The sequence below is a fragment of the Acinetobacter guillouiae genome (assembly GCF_002370525.2).
GTDB classification, from domain to species: domain Bacteria; phylum Pseudomonadota; class Gammaproteobacteria; order Pseudomonadales; family Moraxellaceae; genus Acinetobacter; species Acinetobacter guillouiae.
This window is the reverse complement of sequence record NZ_AP014630.1, coordinates 4,476,980-4,494,948: the sequence shown is the minus strand read 5'-3', so window position 1 is coordinate 4,494,948 and position 17,969 is coordinate 4,476,980. Positions and strand designations below refer to the sequence as shown.

The following is a 17,969-nucleotide window of genomic DNA, read 5'->3' as shown; positions in this document are numbered from 1 at the left end:
ACATTGTTGATGAATAAACACCATCAGCTAAAAGTAAAACGAACCAGAATTTTTTATGAACATCGTCCTTCTTGATCCTCGTCAAACACAAGCTGAAACTTGGACAATCAGTTCAAAAAGGCAAGTTGAACATTTGCATAAGCATCTTGCTGCCAAAGTTGGAGATACGCTTAAGGTTGGCGTTCGGGGTGCCAGTCGTTATTTAACTGAAATTGTTGATATTTCAGAACATACGATTTTACTTCGACCGATTCAAGAAGAGCCTGTTCCTGCAAAATTACCCGTAACTTTAATTGTGGCATTACCACGCCCCAAAGTGTTACGCCGCTTAATTATGGATGCGGTGACACTGGGGGTAGAAAAATTAATTTTGATTCATAGTTATCGCGTTGATAAAAGTTATTGGCAAAGCCCTTTTTTACAGCAAATTGATCATTACATTACCTTGGGATTAGAACAGGCGGGGGATACCATCGCTCCTCAAATTGAACTTTACAAACGCTTTAAACCCTTTGTTGAAGATGTCTTACCTAGCTTCATTACGCCACAAAATCCTGCTTATGTGGCGCATCCGTATACTGAACAGAAAATGCCATTTGCTATCGATCATTCATGTACTGTGATCATTGGACCTGAAGGGGGTTTTATACCTTATGAGGTGGATTTACTGATAAAAAACGGCTGCCAAGCAGTGAGCTTAGGCAACCGTATTTTGCGTACTGAAACCGCGATCCCTTATGTATTGGGGCGTTTATTTAGCACGAGCTGATTCGATGTCATCCGCTGATGGATCACCGCGGTAGACTTTGACTTCCTGAACAGGATAAGGAATCGAAATATTATTATCCGCAAAGGCTTCTAGCACACGTTCTTGAATTTCACTGATCGAAGCCGCTGTAACCACTTGCGTGGTATCTACCCACCAACGAACGGTTAAATTGACAGAGAAATCCGCCAAAGCAGAAACATTCACTGTAAAGCCCGGCTGGCTTAAAATACGTTGATCTTTATCAAGCAATTTAAGAATAATGTCTTTGGCTTTCTGTACATCATCTTCATAACCGATCCCCACCACAAACTCACAACGACGGCGTTGGTAAGCGGTATTTACCGTCACGGCACTGGTATACACAGTTGCGTTTGGAATCACGATACGTCGCCCGTCAGGAGAACGTAAAAAAGTTGCACGAATTTGAATGTCTTCGACAGTACCTTCCATATTGTTGACAATGATGTCATCACCAATCTTGAACGGTTCACCCAAAAGAATCAAAATTCCAGAAAGTAGATTTTGGAAAATATCTTTAAATGCAAAACCAATCGCGACCGAACCAATCCCCAAAGCACTCATCAGTTGAGCAGGAGTAAAGCCGGGAATTGCAATGACCATGGCAATTAAAAACCCAAAAAAGATAATTGCGGTACTACCTACACGATTCAGTACCAGAACTAAATTTTGGCGCGTATAGGTACGGTTTTCGAGTGTTCTACGGACAAAGAATTTAAAAAGCTTAGACAGCAACCAAAAAATAGTGATGACGATCAGCGCAATACATAAATATGGCATACGCTCCCAAAAACCATCGACAAATTTATCGATGGTTGAGTATGCGTCTTTATATTTTTCAGTATGTTGAATCACTGTTTGTGCAGTTTTTTCGCCTGCAGAATGGATCAATTGAGTGGTGTCTTGCGCAACGGTACTCAATGCATTTGCTTCTTCAGCCACAATCATGTCCAATAAAATAATTGGCATATTTTGCCTGAAATTTCAAAGAAGTTAAGCTTTGATTACAGTTTTTCTTATGACGGACAAATAAAAATAATATTTGTGAATCAATATTCAACTCATGTTAAGGCATCATTAAGCATTAATTATCCTTAAAAATATTTAGTCCCTTTTTCAATGATTGTTGTTGGATTTTCAATTTCTCCAGTCCCCAGCATAAATGACACTACGCTTACAGAGGTCAATAAGCTGATGATAAAGCCTATTAGCATCAGCCAAGCCATTAATTTTTCAATAAAAGTTGATGGACGTGGGTGACCAAAACGATTGGCACGATTACAACCACGCGCAAGGAGTAAATACAGCAGCATCAAAAATTGCACAATGGGAATCAGCAATAACAGAATAAACCAACCAGATTTATTACGATCATGCAGTCTGCGAATAATCACAACCATCATTCCATATAAATAAAGACAGCTGAGTGCGAGGTAAGTGAACTGTCCTAATCCTGAAATCGAATTTATCGCATGTTGGCTGAATTGCAGTGAATGTAAATTCACAATGCCAAAGACTAGACCGAGGGCAAGCAATGCAATGGTAAAAATGAGATGCAAAAATCCAAACCAAGCAATATAACTCAAACGATTAAAGCGGCCTTGAGTAGAAAGGGGATGATCTACTGGTGATACTTGATGCTTTGAAAAAAAAGTCGACGATTCTTGTATTTGCATGACGATCGCGTCCAGTTGAATGAGTTCGGTAAGGAAATGTTTTTTTCTGAAAAAAACCATATGCACTTCTGAATACAAATTATAAGATCAAAAAAACTCCATAGATATTGAAAATTCGAATATTTTGGCAAATGACTTAAGATTTTCCGATGGTTAAAGTGACCCCCGTGTCTACGACCAAAGCACAATTGTTAACCGAAATGCGCTATCGTAATACTGAACACATGCAGCAAATAAAATCAAGAACGTAGGCATACATCTCGTGATGAGGTGACAAATCAAGGAAGCAGAATATGAATGAAATCTATCCAGTTCCAGAACAATTTGTTAAAACAGCAAGGACCAATGAACAAGAATACTTCGATCGTTATCAACAGTCAGTAGAGCATCCAGATGAGTTTTGGGCAGAAGCTGCAAAGAAATTGGACTGGATTAAGCCATTTACTCAAGTAAAAAACACCAGCTACGACAAAGATAATTTTAAAATTGAATGGTTTGCAGATGGGCAACTGAATGTCAGTGCCAACTGTTTAGATCGTCATTTAAAAGAACACCCACTGAAACCTGCAATTATTTGGGAGGGGGATCATCCATCTCGCCATAAAATCATTTCTTTTGAGGAACTGCATGATGAAGTGTGTCGTTTTGCCAATGTTTTAAAGAAAAATGGAATCGGGAAAGGTGATCGAGTCATTTTGTATATGCCGATGATCCCTGAAGCGGCGATTGCCATGCTGGCCTGTACCCGAATAGGGGCAGTGCATTGTGTGGTATTTGGTGGATTCTCTCCAGACTCATTGGCAAGTCGGATAGACGACAGTCAAGCCAAATTGGTGATTACTGCTGACCAAGGTATGCGTGGTGGTAAAACGATTCCGTTAAAAGAGAATGTAGATGCAGCATTGGCGCTGGATGGAACCACTTCCGTTGAAAAAATGATTGTAGTGCATCGTACAGGCCATCCAATAACAATGCAGGAGGGGCGTGACCTGTGGTATCACATGGAAATTATGACGGTCACAGATATCTGTCCGCCAGAACCAGTGAATGCCGAAGATCCTTTATTTATTTTGTATACGTCTGGGTCAACCGGAAAGCCTAAAGGGGTGTTACATACCACGGGGGGTTATTTAACCTATGTCAATTCAACTTTCCGTGAAGTTTTTGATATTAAACAAGATGATGTGTTCTGGTGTACTGCAGATGTGGGCTGGATTACGGGGCATTCTTATGTACTTTATGGACCATTATCCAATGGTACAACCACGGTCATGTCGGAAGGCATCCCGCAATATCCAACATGGGCACGCACAGGGCATATTGTAGATAAGCATAACATTACCATTCTCTATACTGCACCAACAGCGATCCGCGCCATGATGCGTGAGGGTGATGCTTTTGTGCGTGAAAGCGACCGTAGCAGTTTGCGTCTATTGGGTACCGTGGGTGAGCCGATTAATCCAGAAGCATGGAATTGGTACTATACCGTTGTGGGTGAAAGCCGTTGTCCAATTGTGGATACATGGTGGCAAACTGAAACAGGCGGTATTTTAATTTCTCCACTGCCGGGCGCAACTCCACTTAAACCGGGTTCGGCCACTCGTCCATTGTTTGGCGTACAACCGGCATTGGTTGATGCTGAGGGTCAAGAACTCGAAGGTGAAGCAGAAGGCAATTTGATTATTAAGAATTCTTGGCCGGGGCAAATGCGGACCATTTGGGGCGATCCTGAGCGATTTATTGAAGCGTATTTCTCGACCTATCCAGGCAGTTATTTTACTGGTGATGGTGCGCGTCGTGATAAAGATGGTTATTACTGGATTACAGGCCGTGTAGATGATGTTCTGAATGTTTCGGGCCATCGTTTGGGCACTGCTGAAATTGAAAGTGCATTGGTTGCGCATGCAAAAGTCGCTGAATCTGCAGTTGTTGGTATGCCACATGAGATTAAAGGGCAAGGCATAGCGGCCTATGTGACCTTGCAGGCGGGTGAAGCTGAAACTGAAGAATTACGTAAAGAATTGGTCAGTTGGGTACGTAAAGTGCTGGGACCTGTGGCAACACCTGATGCAATTTATTGGGCACCTGCTTTGCCAAAAACCCGTTCTGGAAAAATCATGCGGCGCATTTTAAGAAAAATTGCTGCCAATGAGCTAGATAGTTTAGGCGATACTTCTACTTTGGCTGATCCAGGTGTGGTAGATCAGTTAATTACGGAGGTTAAGGCCAATTCTTAGTGATTGAAGTCTCTTGATTTTGCTATCCAAAAGTTGAATACCGTTAGAGAAATTCTAGCGGTATTTTTTGTTATTGATTTTCAAACTACAGAATAAGTAATGCAGGCATTGAGATAAGGAAATCTTACTTGATTTGATAAGCTCAAGGCACTGGGAATAAGAGTAAATATGATGAATGCACCTCAACAGGCGGTAAACCTTTCTGCTTTAGCAACGGCAAAGCAATTGGCAGAACAATTTGCGCAGACTGCTGCTGAGCGTGATAAAGCAGGTGGTAATCCAAAGCTGGAACGGGATTTGATTCGTCAAAGTGGCTTATTGGGACTGTCTATTCCACAACAATATGGCGGGCAAGGAGCGAACTGGAAAACAATTTTCCAGACCATTCAAAGTATTGCACAAGTCGATAGCTCCTTGGCACATGTATATGGCTTTCATCATTTACTAATCGCCACCGTACAGTTATTTGCTCAACCTGAACAATATTCGTCATGGTTTGAACATACTGCCCGCAATAACTTGTTTTGGGGCAATACCTTAAACCCTTTAGATCAGCGCACGAAGGTACAACAACTCACTGAGAACGACTTTATTTTTCATGGTGATAAAAGCTTTTGCTCAGGATCAATAGATTCAGACATACTGCTTTGTTCGGGCTTTAATGAGGCTGGAAAATTACTGATAGCTGTGATCCCAACACGTCGAGAAGGAGTCAGCTTTTTAGGCGATTGGAATAATATGGGGCAGCGCCAAACAGACAGTGGTACCAGTCATTTTGAACAGGTCAAAATTCACAAAGATGAGTTATTGTTAAATCCAGGACCATTAAGTACACCTTACTCCAGTTTACGACCTTTGATCGCACAATTGATTTTTGTACATCTGTTTTTAGGCGTTGCTGAAGGTGCCTTTGATCTTGCACGACAAACCATACAAAGTCAGAAAGCATGGTCAACGTCTTTGGCTGAAAATGCGGTGAATGATCCGTTTACCCAAAAGCATTTTGCTGAGTTTTATGTACAGCTTGAAAGTGTACGTTTACTTGCCGATAAAGCCATTGCAGCATTGCAAACGGCTTGGAATATTGGTGAGCAATTAACAGCAGAACAACGTGGTGAAGTCTCAATTGCCATTGCGACTGCAAAAATTGCTGCAACCAATAGCTCACTGTTTATAACGCAGAATATTTTTCAAGTGATGGGTGCCAGAGCGACAACAGCCAAATTGAATTTAGATCGTTTTTGGCGAAATGTCCGTACTCAGACCTTGCATGATCCGATTGATTATAAGTATCAGGAAGTAGGGGAATGGGTATTGACTGGAAAAGTGCCCGATCCAAGTTTTTACGCTTGAACCTAAGCCGACCGATGACATTTTATAGACGTTCATTCTTAGCGCTTTAGCGTTGGTATTGCCTTATCTTAGATTGAAAAATCTGTGTTGGATAAGGGGTAGGTTATACCCCTACCAACAGCGACAATTATGTTGCCATGCAATAGATACAGTATGAATGATTTAACAATGCACAAAGTTAAAGCCTAGCCCGATCTGACGTGTTTCAGCATCAAGGATTGGATTTTTGCTTTAAGCTATTGAGCACTTCATACGCTGCCTTAATTCGTTCAGCATTGGGAATTTTTTTATTCATTAACATCACCAAGCCAAAGTTCTCTTGTGGAATATAAATCACATAGGTCCCAAAACCATTGGTAGAGCCAGTTTTATGAAAGACTCTTGAACCAGTCTTCACGAGAGTTTTTTCAACGGGGTTAGATTGCATCACAACCCGATCAGAATTGCTTTCTAATAGTGTGTTTAATGTGGCTGGGTAGCTGAACGATTCCCAGCCAAGGGCTTGGGTCATACCACCCATTTTAAAGTAACCCGTATGTGTCGCTAGAATCGCAGGTTTAATCGCTGCTTTGGCTTGATCTGGATTTAAGTTTAAATTTAAAAAATGTAGCATGTCAGGTAGGCTAGATTTCACTCCATAAGCTTGCGCATCAAAAGCGCCAGCAGTGACCCGAAGCGGGTGATTATTTTGATCATAACCAAAGGCATAGTTGCCTTGTTGTGCTTTAGGAACTTGGACATAAGTATGTTGGAGTTCTAGTTTGGGGAAGATCACTTGTTCTAATAAAGCACTAAAAGGCATGTTCATCGCTTTAGCGGTCGCTTCACCGAATAACCCTATGCTTGGATTGGAATATTGTCGAAATTGACCAATCGGGTTTTTGACTTTCCAATCTTGAAAATATTGAAGTGTTTGTGCATCTGTTTTTATTTGATCAGGAAATTGCAATGGAAGATTACCACTGGTATAGGTGGCCAATTCTAAGAGTGTGACTTGATTAATGTCTGAGTTTTTTAATGCGGGTATATATTTACCAGGATGGTCTTGAAGAGAAATTTTACCTAAATTTTGTGCATAAGTGCCAGCTGTTGCAGTAAATATCTTACTGACTGAGCCTAATTCAAAAAGGGTATTTTTATTTACGGCTTTCGCATTCGCAAGTGATTGTACGCCGTAGTATTTTTCATAACTTTTCCCGTTATACAAAACACCTATTGCCATACCAGGCACTGCATAAGTTTTCATTAATGGCTGAAATGCAGTATTCATCGCAGTTTCAACCTTTATAGACGTTGCAGGTATGTCGTTGGCGTTTACATAGGTCGTCAAGCTCATACTGCCAATGAGGACGCAAAATATCGTTTTTGTTTTATTTAAAACTACCATACCCACTTTTTCCATCTATGCTACAAAAAGGGCGTATTTTAAAGTTGAAAGAAAGTTTTTCCAAGATTGCGGTTGTTGAGTATATGTATAGAACAAATACACTCGATGATTCAATAAAACAAGAGTAGGCTAATTTATATAAGGATAATTGTACTGATTTATACGATTCTATTTTTATAAATACTTTTTATTTATTCTAAAAAAAATCCCTCAAGCCGAGTCAAGAGGGAAAGCTGCAAAGCTGTTTTAGTTATTTATTGTTGTTTTCACAGCACCATCGATGAAGAGATAAACCTTAAGCTGATTTTGCAGTAATTTGATCTTTTTGTGCTTCTTCAATTTGACGAACCAAAGGCAAGACCTTTTCACCGAAATATTCAACTTCTTCAATGAAATGTAAAAAGCCAGATAACACCAGATCTACCCCTACATTTTTGAGTGCAACAATACGTTCAGCAATTTGTTGCGGCGTACCAATCAGATTGGTTTTAAAGCCATCGTTATATTGCACCAAGTCTTCAAAGGTTGATTTTGCCCAGTTACCTTCACCTTCTTTAGATGCTGCGCCTGCTTCACGGGTTGCATCGCCAAAGGCATTGACCGCTTCAACATTGGCTTGGTCAATAATCTCTTGTAGCACTGCTTTAGCTTCTTCTTCAGTATCGCGAGCAATGATAAAAGCATTAACCCCGATTTTGACTGAGTGGTTATTTAGCTTGGCTTTTTCACGAATATCATCGATTTGTTTTTTGAGTTCCTCAGGTGTGTTGCCATTGGTAAAGTACCAATCTGAAACACGCGAAGCCATGTCACGTGCAGCACGTGAACTTCCCCCTTGGAATACTTCAATATGGGGTTTCTGCAAAGGCTTTGGTTTTAAAGTGTAGTCTTTAAACTGATAGTATTTACCATCAAAACTATAGTTATCTGTTGTCCAAATACCTTTTAACGTACGAATAAACTCTTCTGAGCGAATATAGCGTTCATCATGTTCAGGCCATGGCTCACCAATAGCATCAAACTCGCCACGGAACCAACCACTTACTACATTAATTGCTATACGCCCATTGGTCAGATAATCAATGGTCGCCAACTGTTTTGCGGCTAAAACTGGTTTCCATGGTCCCGGAAGAATCGCTGCAATCACTTTTAATTTTTCAGTCTTGGCTAAAAGTGCATGACTAAAACTCACAGATTCATGTTGATTTTCAGCGCCATACCCTGCGGTAAAACGAATTTGGGTGAGGGCATATTCAAAACCACTTTTTTCGGCAGCTTGTGCCAAACGGACATTGTAGTCATAGCTCCAGTCTGTCCGTTGTTCAATATTACTGACCACTAAGCCGCCACTGACATTGGGAACCCAATAGGCGAATCGAATTGCTTGACCATTATTCGATGAAAACTGTGACATATCATAACCCTCAATTTTTTATGATTTATTCATAACAAGGTTGCGTTTAAGCAACCTGTGATTGTGGTGTTTTGGATTTTGCATGTAGACGAGACTCTGCCGCATCCAAGTCTGGTATCGCCGCGGAAGGAAGCACATCATCTTGCTCAATCTGTTTGTTGATGCCTAAATTTTGATTGGCTTGTTCTGTTTTGGCTTTTACCACTTCTGCTCGCTGACCTTTTGCAGGCGCCCATTCTAAAATTGGCAATGCACGTGCGACAGCTAAAGTGATACGGTCTTGGATGTGTTCACTTTTAATGGTGTACTCAGGTGTGAAGTCACGATCTGTTGCATAGACACCAATAGGCAGCGTTTGCGCTTGAAAGAAGCTAAATAATGGACGTAACTGATGCTCTAGAACTAAAGCATGACGGTCACTACCACCCGATGCAGCAAGCAATACAGGAACATCGACTAGCGCTGTTTGTTCAACAAAATCAAAGAAATGTTTAAATAACCCAGTAAATGATGCACGATAAACAGGTGTTCCCACGATGAGCGCATCTGCTGCTTCTACGGCAGCTAAGTCATCTTGAACACGTTGTGGCAGTTGGTTGCGATAAATTGCGCCCCCTAACAAATGGCCTATTTCACTGAATTTAATAAAGTGAACATGAATCGGTGTTGCCTGACCCAGCTCATCTAAAATCGCTTGAACTAAACTTTCGGTTTTTGAAGGATTATTTAATCCCCCTGAAACAGCAACAATATTTAATGGTTTTTGTTGAGTATAAATAGACATGTTGGCAACCTAATAAATTGAATCTCGGAATGCCATTCATTAATCTATATTTGACGAAGCGCTGTAAAATAATGAAAAACAGATTGGTTATCTGTTTTTAAGATAAACCGGAAAGACATGGGATAATGCACGATTTCGTCTTTTAAGTATTTGAAGTTAAATAATATTCTTAAAATGAATAAGTAATTCATTTTTAACTGTTTATTTTATATTTAAAAGTGATATTCAAATCTTAATTTCGATAAATGACCTAAAGATTGTAGGGAATTTTAATTAAAGCCGACAAATTATTCAAAAATTCGTTAATATTTACGTATCCTAAATAGCAATAGTGCGGTTAGAATGAAATAACTGCGCTAGAGATCTCTCGCTTCGCTTATGAATATTTTAATCGTTGATGATCATCCACTGTTTCGCCATGCGTTAATTCAGGCGGTTCGTTATAGTTTGCCACAGGCTCAAATTAGTGAAACTGCGGCTGTTAATGAATTTTATGAGCGTTTGGAAAATGGTCCAGAACCAGATCTCGTCTTGTTGGATTTAAATCTGCCAGGCGCATCGGGTTTCTCTGCATTGGTACATGTTCGTGCACAGTATCCTGCACTTCCTATTATTGTGGTTTCTGCTCACGAAGATGCGTCCATTATTCAACGTGCAATTGCACATGGCGCAATGGGCTATATTCCTAAATCTGCACATCCAAGCCATATTGGGGAAGCAATTCGCCAAGTGCTGGATGGTGATATTTGGTTACCGCCAAACTTACCCGCAGCGAATATGAATTTTGACCCACGTGCCGCAGATGAAACCGCTTTAGCTGAACGTATTCAATCGTTAACACCACAACAGTTCCGCGTATTGATGATGGTTGCAGAAGGTTTATTGAATAAGCAAATTGCTTATGAACTTGATGTTTCGGAAGCGACCATTAAAGCGCATGTGACGGCAATTTTCCGTAAATTAGGTGTACAGAACCGTACTCAAGCGGTACTCGCAATCAATGCACTCAATATTGAAGAACGAAAAGTTTAAGATTCTTGCTGGTTAAATTTAACCTCAATATATTGAAAAATTACGAGAAGAGTGTATTAAAAATATGCTCTTTTTTATTTTCTTATTTCTGCATTTTCTCATGTAATTTTATTCTAAATCAAATATTTAAAATTCATATCTAACTTGAATCATCAAGGCATAGTCTGCAATAAAACTTTAGCTTTTATCAAGAGTTAAAAATAGGCGTATACTGAACGGACATGAGGAATAATTATGTCTGAAGCACCTGAATCTACAGCTTATATTGAGTATGGCACTCGGCCTTTTATCGCAATTTTACTTTCATTGTTTTTAGCTGGCTTTGCTGTATTTTCATCGTTGTACTGTGTTCAGCCGATGATGCCGTTTTTGGCAAGTTTTTTTCATGTTACGCCAACCCATAGCAGTTTCCCGCTTTCATTTTCTACCATTGCCTTAGCCTTAGGACTTCTTTTTGCAGGACTGATTTCAGATCGTTATGGTCGTAAGCAGATCATGGCCATTTCCTTATTTTCCACGGCAAGCTTGTTATTGCTGAGTTCGTTTTTACCGTATTGGGAAATATTTCTTGCAACCCGCATGATGATTGGCTTGGCTGTTAGTGGTGTTGCTTCTGTCGCAATGACCTATATCGGTGAAGAAATTGCACAAAAAGATGTTGGCTTTGCCATGGGACTGTATATTTCAGGGACAGCAATAGGGGGAATGGGCGGGCGTTTGATTGCAGGGGTATTGCTGGATTATATCTCTTGGCAAACTGCGACGATGATTATTGGTCTACTCAATTTATTGATCGCGATTACATTTTATATTGCCTTACCCGCCTCTAAACACTTTAAATCTTATCCCATTCAATTCACACGTTTTATCGAATCCTTTAAGAAAAATCTTTCTGACCCAAAGCTCAGATTATTGTTTGTAGAAGGTTTTATTCTGATGGGATGCTTTGTGACTGTGTTTAATTACATGAGTTACCATCTGTTAGAAAAACCTTTTGAATTGTCACAAACTTGGATTGGTTTAATTTCGATTGCCTATTTATCTGGCATTTATAGTTCACCTCGTGCAGCCAGTTGGAGTCGTCAATTTGGACGAGGTAAAGTACTGATAGTGATGTTCTCAAGCATGATTCTGGGGTTATGGATGATGCTGATTCCATCACTATGGGTGATCTTGATTGGCCTATTGATTTTCACTTTCTCATTTTTTGCCGCCCATTCCACATCAAGCAGCTGGGTATCAGTACAATCCTTACAGTATCGCGCAGTCGGCTCTTCGCTTTATCTATTTTGTTATTATCTTGGTTCAAGCTTCCTAGGCAGCAGTAGTGGTTTAGTCTGGGAAAAATATGGATGGTTAGGCCTAACGGTTACGATTACTTGTGTACTTTGTATCGGGCTCTTGGTGGCTTTAAAACTCAATCAAACACAGCATAAAGATCAGGTAAAAGTATGAGCGGCTACATCTAAATAGCGTTAAATAACTTTTTCTATTCAATTTCTCTGCGCTTTTAAACAATCCATTATGATAGGTAAATTTTCCTTTTATAAGGTATGACGAATATCTTTAACATCTTAAAAAGCTATCAATAACAGACTAAATAGAAGACCAAGAAGAAATGTTTACTTTTTAATCAAACAACATGAGTAAAATTCATGGTAAAATGATCAACTTTCATTTTAGATCTCTCCCGATCGCCAACTGCCAATCGAGAAACTCACCATGTCGACCGCTTATACTGCTCAGACAGCGCCTACTGCGTTGTTTGATTATGACAAATATTGGGCATCGTGCTTTGAACCAGCACCATTTTTGCCAATGTCACGCGAGGAGATGGATCAACTCGGTTGGGATAGTTGTGACTTTATCCTCGTATGTGGTGACGCTTATATCGATCATCCATCGTTCTGTTCAGGAATTATTGGCCGAACGCTTGAAGCACAGGGTTTTCGTGTCGGGATTATTGCACAACCAGATTGGACTTCTGCTGAAGCATTTAAAGTGCTAGGTAAACCGAATATTGCATGGGGTGTGACTGCGGGTAATATGGATTCTATGATCAACCGCTATACGGCTGACCGTAAAATCCGTTCTGATGATGCATATTCACCAGATAATTTACCCAATAAACGTCCTGACCGTGCTGCAACTGTATATTGTCAGCGTTGTCGTGAAGCATTTCCTGATGTACCCGTATTATTGGGCGGTATCGAAGCATCATTACGCCGTATTGCACATTATGATTACTGGTCAGACAAAGTTCGTCGTTCAGTGCTGATGGATTCAAAAGCGGATTTATTGATGTATGGCAATGGTGAACGTTCTGTTGTTGAAGTCATGCATCGTCTTGCCAAAGGCGAAAAAATTCATGAAATCACCGATGTTCGTGGTACTGCATTCATCGTCAATAAAATTAATCGTGTTTCTAAAGCCAAGTTTGTTGAAATTGCATCGAATGATGTCGATGCGATTGGTCGTGTTGATCCAATCATCAATCCTTATGTGATGACTGAAGATTTAGATGGTTGTGAAATTGAACAAGGTAAAGGAAATTCTTTAACCCAATATCAAAATTTCCAAAAAGAATTGGTGGCAAATCCTGTTGTTCGTGAAGGTGATCAACTGGATGAGAATACCCAGATTGTACGTTTATTGCCGACATCTAAAGCAATTAAACATAAATTACCGCCACGTGAATTGGCTGTGATTCGTTTGCCTGCTTTTGAAGAAGTGGCAACCGATCCTGTACTTTATGCACATACCAACCGTATCTTGCATCTTGAAACCAATCCGGGGAATGCTCGTGCATTGGTACAAAAGCATGGTGAACGTGATGTATGGTTAAATGCACCACCGATTCCATTGACCACTGAAGAAATGGATTATGTGTTTGACTTGCCTTATGCACGTCTACCACATCCAGCTTATGGTGAAGCGCGTTTCCCTGCATTTGATATGATCAAATTCTCTGTAAACATCATGCGTGGTTGTTTTGGTGGTTGTACATTCTGTTCGATTACCGAACATGAAGGCCGTATTATTCAAAACCGTTCAGAAGAATCAATTTTACGTGAAGTTGAAAAAATTCGTGATACAGCCCCAGGGTTTACAGGCATCATTTCAGATTTAGGTGGTCCAACTGCAAACATGTATCGCTTGCAGTGTAAAGATCCTGAGATTGAAAAGAACTGTCGTAAACCTTCTTGTGTGTATCCAGGTGTATGTCAAAATTTACATACTGACCATGCACCACTTACTCAACTTTATCGCAAAGCACGTTCGCTTAAAGGCATCAAAAAGATTCTGATTGGTTCAGGCTTACGTTATGACCTTGCGGTATTGAACCCTGAATATGTCAAAGAACTGGTTCAACACCATGTTGGCGGTTATTTAAAAATTGCACCAGAACATACCGAGAAAGGTCCATTGTCGAAGATGATGAAACCGGGAATCGGGACCTATGATCGCTTTAAACAGATGTTTGATCGTTTTAGTAAGGAAGCGGGTAAAGAACAGTATTTAATCCCGTACTTTATCGCAGCACATCCGGGAACAACGGATTATGACATGATGAATCTTGCGATTTGGCTTAAGAAAAACGGTTTCCGTGCCGATCAGGTGCAAACCTTTTATCCATCACCAATGGCGACAGCGACCACGATGTATCACACGGGGAAAAACCCGTTGGCCAAAGTGGCTCGTTATACCGAAAGTGTGGATATTGTAAAAGGTGAAAAGCGTCGTCGTTTACACAAAGCCTTCTTGCGTTACCATGATCCAAACAACTGGCCATTACTACGTGATGCATTACGTGAAATGGGTCGGGTAGATTTGATTGGTAACTCTAAGCACCATCTGATTCCAACTTATCAACCGCAAGGAACAGAAGGGCAATACCAATCTGCGCGTAAGAAAAACTCGACTGTAGACGGTGATTCGCAAAAGCGTACTGGGGATAGTCGTAATTCGCAGGCGAAAACGCAATCGCGTCCTTCCAATACCAAAAAGCGTCCTGAACGTGGTCAAATATTGACACAACATACAGGTTTACCACCGCGTGAAACGGGTGATAAAAAACCATTTGCTGGAAATAGCAAAGCAAAGTCTAAGCCAAAAAGTAGAGCTTAGGGTTTATTTGAGAAAGTAATAAGAAAGGATGCTTAAGCATCCTTTCTTAAATCATCAATTGAATAATAAAAATACTCAATTGTGGATAAGTCTTTGTAAACTGTTGAAAACTTTAGTGTACTAAAAACACACAATTCTCGAATATCCTTGTCCTACAATAGTACTCAAGATTCATTAAATTCAGTTGTATTCGCATTCAATACGCGATATATATGAAGTGTAATTAAATTCAGTTGGTTGAAATACCAAGTGAATAAAACAAATAATAGTTCAATAAATAAGTTAAAAATGTGATTTATTTGAGTATTTTGAAAAAGCAAATATGAGAATGCGTCTGGCATATTACAAAATTGAACTGATTAAAAATAGTATCTTTGATACACAAGAACTGGTCGTAGACCAAATTATAATAAAGAATTAGGAAATGAAAAATGGACATGATAATCGTTGCGAGTTTGATATTACTTGCTGTCGTGATTGGTGCTGCTTATAAAGGATTGAAAAATAAGCAACAAGCAGATAGTGCTTTACGAAGAAGAGCAGTATTTAACTCACATGAACAAATTACGTTTACGCGTTTAAAAGAAATTTTACCTGAAGCCAATATCTTGGCTCATGTATCTTTTGATGCCTTGTTAACGACAAAATATTTACATACACGTCGTAAGTATCAGCAAATGTTTGCAAATTTTGTTGTGCTGGACAAAGATTATAAAGTTTTAGCTGTGATTGCTTTAGATGATACCAATGCGATTAAGCGCTCGAATCAAAATACCTATGAAGATGCTTTGTTACAGTCGGCAGGTTATCGCGTGATTCGTTATATGGGAATTCCAGAATATCAGGATTTGCGAGAAGATTTTTTAACAGAATTTTCAGAAATGAGCCATTCGCAAATGTTGGAGGAACATGTACTGGGGAAGTTTGATCTCTACTCAAATCGCGCATATGGCTAATCAAAAAAATGCATGTTTAAACATGCATTTTTTACGCTTTCCAAAAATTAAATAACGAGCTTATTCTGGTTTGACCGCAACAACCGTCATTTCAACTAAAACATCAGGTCGATAAAGTTTTGTTTCTACGCAAGTTCTCGGCAGAGCTTGCATATCTGAACACCAAGCATCCCAGATTTCGTTCATTCCTGCATAATCATTTTCAATATCTTTTAAAAAAATCATCACAGACATAATATGCTTTTTATCTGTGCCCGCATCTGCAAGAAAACGATCAATGATATCTAAGGTCTGTTGAGTTTGCCCTTTGATATCCAAACTTAAATCCGTAGCCAATTGACCCGCCAAGTGAACTAAATTTCCCGAAATTGCGATTTCAGAAAAGCGTTTTTCTACGTGCAAACGTTGTACAGTCATGATCATTCTCAAAGTTTGTTTATGTTTTAAATTTTACGTCATGATTTACAATCTGCAAATTAACTTTGTTGCTTGTTGGTGAATCTATCTATACGAATGAGAGTTTTATACTTAAAAATAATCAAACAGTTATATTCTGGGCAAATAATGAAATTGCCTAAATTTAAAAATTGAATTTGCGCACCACGTAACTGATTTAAACAAAATGCAATTGAACATTGCAGAGGACAAAGTTGTTGCAACTGCTTAAAGTGTTGTTGCTCCTGTGGTATGGAAGTATTCATTGAAATACCTATTATTTAGAATCTATTTTAAAGCCAGTGAATCGCTTTAAGCTATTCACTGTGCCGTTATCAAGCTTGCGGAGGTGTATAGGATTTGAGTTTTTGTTCAGGCTTATTGTTGATTTGATACCAGTCGATATGCCGTGTAATAAACATCACCACAGTAAGTAAAACAAAGGAAATGATAGAGCCGATCAGGAAAGTTTTGCCTGAAGATTGCAACAGCATATACATCACGGCATAAAGTGAACTCAGGATGATGCTGAATAGGCCAGCGGCTTTAAAACCTTTCATCACATAGTATAAGTACCAGCTCATGAGCCCGACACAGGCAATTCCAGCAACGAAATAAGCCCATGCAAAGGCATAGTATTCACTGATCGAAAGCAGTAAAACAAAGAACACCACTTGAGCCATCGCCACCAAAGAATATTGAATGGGGTGAATCCGTAAGCTTTTAAGCACTTCAAAGAGAAAGAAACAAGCAAAGGTGATGATGATAATCACGATACCGTATTTAATTGCACGATCTGTTTGTGTATAGACATTGACTGATTCTAGGAATTCTGTCGATAAACCAATACTTTGACTAGGTTCACCCATATAAGCTGGCTCTTGGGAAAAATAGCCATTACTAAACTGGCGAATACACTCATTGTTGTCGCAATCAATCAACTTACTGATGTTTTGATGACCTAAAGCAATATTTTTCCATTGTGCAGTGAATTGTTGTGGTGTACTGGTTTTTGCAAAGGGTAAGTTTTGTCCTGAATATTTGGTATCCGCCCAATTGCCTTTGGCCTGATAAGTGACACTACGACTGGTTGGGATCAGGGTGAATTTCCCCAGACCCGTAATATTGGCGGTTAAATCAAAAGTGAAACCATTTTGAATGGCATTGATTAATTCAGGATATTTTTTTGCAGAAACATACATAAAGTCAAAACCAGAACTGTTACTGCCTTGAGCACTCATTTCAAAAGCATAAGTTTTATTGAGCATGTTTAAGCTCGGTTGGGTATCCAAACCGCGAGGATCATGCACAGGGAAGATAATTTCAGCTCGGTCCCATTGGTAATCTTTCTTTTCAAGTGTTGGTTTTTGGAATACCCCTTTGGCCATGAGATTGGCGGTGTAGCTAATTGCTCGATAGATGGTGCGTTTATAAGTGTTGTCAGAAACATTAAAGTTGGATGACCATTGTGTGCTGTCAGCACTGATATATAGCCATTGTTCCTCAGTACACAAATAGGCCACCTTCTTTTCATCTAGGCAGTTTTTTTGCTCATTGTAGGGCACACGGATATACGGTGAAATCACGGTTTGAGGGCTAATATTGTTTTGTGCAATTTCTTTCAGAAATGCCCGTTGATAATCTTGTCGTTCTGAGACCAGACTGGTAATAAAGAGTAAGCCTATCCAAAATAAGGCAACTAAAATTGAGATTGCAATAATTTTGAATGTCAGAAAGTTGGAGCGCATCACTGTTTTCCTTCGCCGTTGTTTTTTGTCAG

General features: G+C 39.6%; 15 protein-coding genes. 7 read left to right on the top strand and 8 right to left on the bottom strand.

Annotated elements, in window-relative coordinates; genetic code table 11:
- The first annotated feature begins 55 nt into the window (after positions 1-55).
- Positions 56-769, top strand: a complete 714-nt coding sequence (locus tag AS4_RS20940; protein ID WP_096735377.1) for a 16S rRNA (uracil(1498)-N(3))-methyltransferase — start codon at positions 56-58, stop codon at positions 767-769.
- Here the strand turns inward: AS4_RS20940 and AS4_RS20935 are convergent.
- On the bottom strand, positions 752-1,735 hold the full coding sequence (locus AS4_RS20935; protein WP_373868811.1) for a mechanosensitive ion channel family protein: 984 nt from the start codon (positions 1,733-1,735) through the stop codon (positions 752-754). The two genes, AS4_RS20940 and AS4_RS20935, sit on opposite strands and share 18 nt — an antisense overlap.
- Before the next feature lie 146 nt (positions 1,736-1,881).
- The gene (locus tag AS4_RS20930; protein ID WP_096735576.1) at positions 1,882-2,463 is read right to left on the bottom strand and encodes a DUF805 domain-containing protein; all 582 of its coding nucleotides are present in this window, start codon (positions 2,461-2,463) and stop codon (positions 1,882-1,884) included.
- A gap of 293 nt (positions 2,464-2,756) precedes the next feature.
- On the opposite strand from AS4_RS20930, the gene acs reads away from it, so the two are divergent.
- Complete coding sequence (gene acs, locus AS4_RS20925; protein ID WP_096735376.1) at positions 2,757-4,700, top strand: acetate--CoA ligase; 1,944 nt, start codon at positions 2,757-2,759, stop codon at positions 4,698-4,700.
- 168 nt (positions 4,701-4,868) lie between these two features.
- Positions 4,869-6,053, top strand: a complete 1,185-nt coding sequence (locus AS4_RS20920) for an acyl-CoA dehydrogenase family protein (protein WP_096735375.1) — start codon at positions 4,869-4,871, stop codon at positions 6,051-6,053.
- Positions 6,054-6,264: 211 nt separating this feature from the next.
- On the opposite strand, the gene ampC is transcribed toward AS4_RS20920, so the two are convergent.
- From ampC to msuE, 3 genes are all read right to left on the bottom strand, one after another.
- The gene (ampC, locus tag AS4_RS20915) at positions 6,265-7,389 is read right to left on the bottom strand and encodes a class C beta-lactamase (RefSeq protein ID WP_406565188.1); all 1,125 of its coding nucleotides are present in this window, start codon (positions 7,387-7,389) and stop codon (positions 6,265-6,267) included.
- Positions 7,390-7,735: 346 nt separating this feature from the next.
- Positions 7,736-8,854, bottom strand: coding sequence for a dimethylsulfone monooxygenase SfnG (gene sfnG / locus AS4_RS20910; RefSeq protein ID WP_096735374.1), 1,119 nt, complete (start codon positions 8,852-8,854; stop codon positions 7,736-7,738).
- A gap of 46 nt (positions 8,855-8,900) precedes the next feature.
- The gene (gene msuE, locus AS4_RS20905) at positions 8,901-9,638 is read right to left on the bottom strand and encodes an FMN reductase (protein ID WP_004723461.1); all 738 of its coding nucleotides are present in this window, start codon (positions 9,636-9,638) and stop codon (positions 8,901-8,903) included.
- A 378-nt stretch (positions 9,639-10,016) separates the two neighbouring features.
- On the opposite strand from msuE, the gene AS4_RS20900 reads away from it, so the two are divergent.
- From AS4_RS20900 to AS4_RS20885, 4 genes are all read left to right on the top strand, one after another.
- Complete coding sequence (locus AS4_RS20900) at positions 10,017-10,670, top strand: response regulator (protein ID WP_004823671.1); 654 nt, start codon at positions 10,017-10,019, stop codon at positions 10,668-10,670.
- 234 nt (positions 10,671-10,904) lie between these two features.
- On the top strand, positions 10,905-12,125 hold the full coding sequence (locus tag AS4_RS20895) for an MFS transporter (protein ID WP_096735373.1): 1,221 nt from the start codon (positions 10,905-10,907) through the stop codon (positions 12,123-12,125).
- A gap of 267 nt (positions 12,126-12,392) precedes the next feature.
- The gene (locus tag AS4_RS20890) at positions 12,393-14,798 is read left to right on the top strand and encodes a YgiQ family radical SAM protein (RefSeq protein WP_096735372.1); all 2,406 of its coding nucleotides are present in this window, start codon (positions 12,393-12,395) and stop codon (positions 14,796-14,798) included.
- 431 nt (positions 14,799-15,229) lie between these two features.
- The gene (locus tag AS4_RS20885; RefSeq protein ID WP_096735371.1) at positions 15,230-15,754 is read left to right on the top strand and encodes a DUF2726 domain-containing protein; all 525 of its coding nucleotides are present in this window, start codon (positions 15,230-15,232) and stop codon (positions 15,752-15,754) included.
- Positions 15,755-15,814: 60 nt separating this feature from the next.
- Here the strand turns inward: AS4_RS20885 and AS4_RS20880 are convergent, their stop codons facing one another.
- The 3 genes from AS4_RS20880 to creD form a co-directional block, all read right to left on the bottom strand.
- Positions 15,815-16,171 (bottom strand): RidA family protein, encoded by a 357-nt coding sequence (locus AS4_RS20880; RefSeq protein WP_096735370.1) that lies wholly within the window; start codon positions 16,169-16,171, stop codon positions 15,815-15,817.
- 59 nt (positions 16,172-16,230) lie between these two features.
- Positions 16,231-16,455, bottom strand: coding sequence for a hypothetical protein (locus AS4_RS20875; RefSeq protein WP_096735369.1), 225 nt, complete (start codon positions 16,453-16,455; stop codon positions 16,231-16,233).
- Positions 16,456-16,524: 69 nt separating this feature from the next.
- Positions 16,525-17,937 carry a cell envelope integrity protein CreD gene (creD, locus tag AS4_RS20870; RefSeq protein ID WP_096735368.1) on the bottom strand — a complete coding sequence of 471 codons (1,413 nt, stop codon included), beginning with the start codon at positions 17,935-17,937 and terminating at the stop codon, positions 16,525-16,527.
- Between the last annotated feature and the right edge of the window lie 32 nt (positions 17,938-17,969).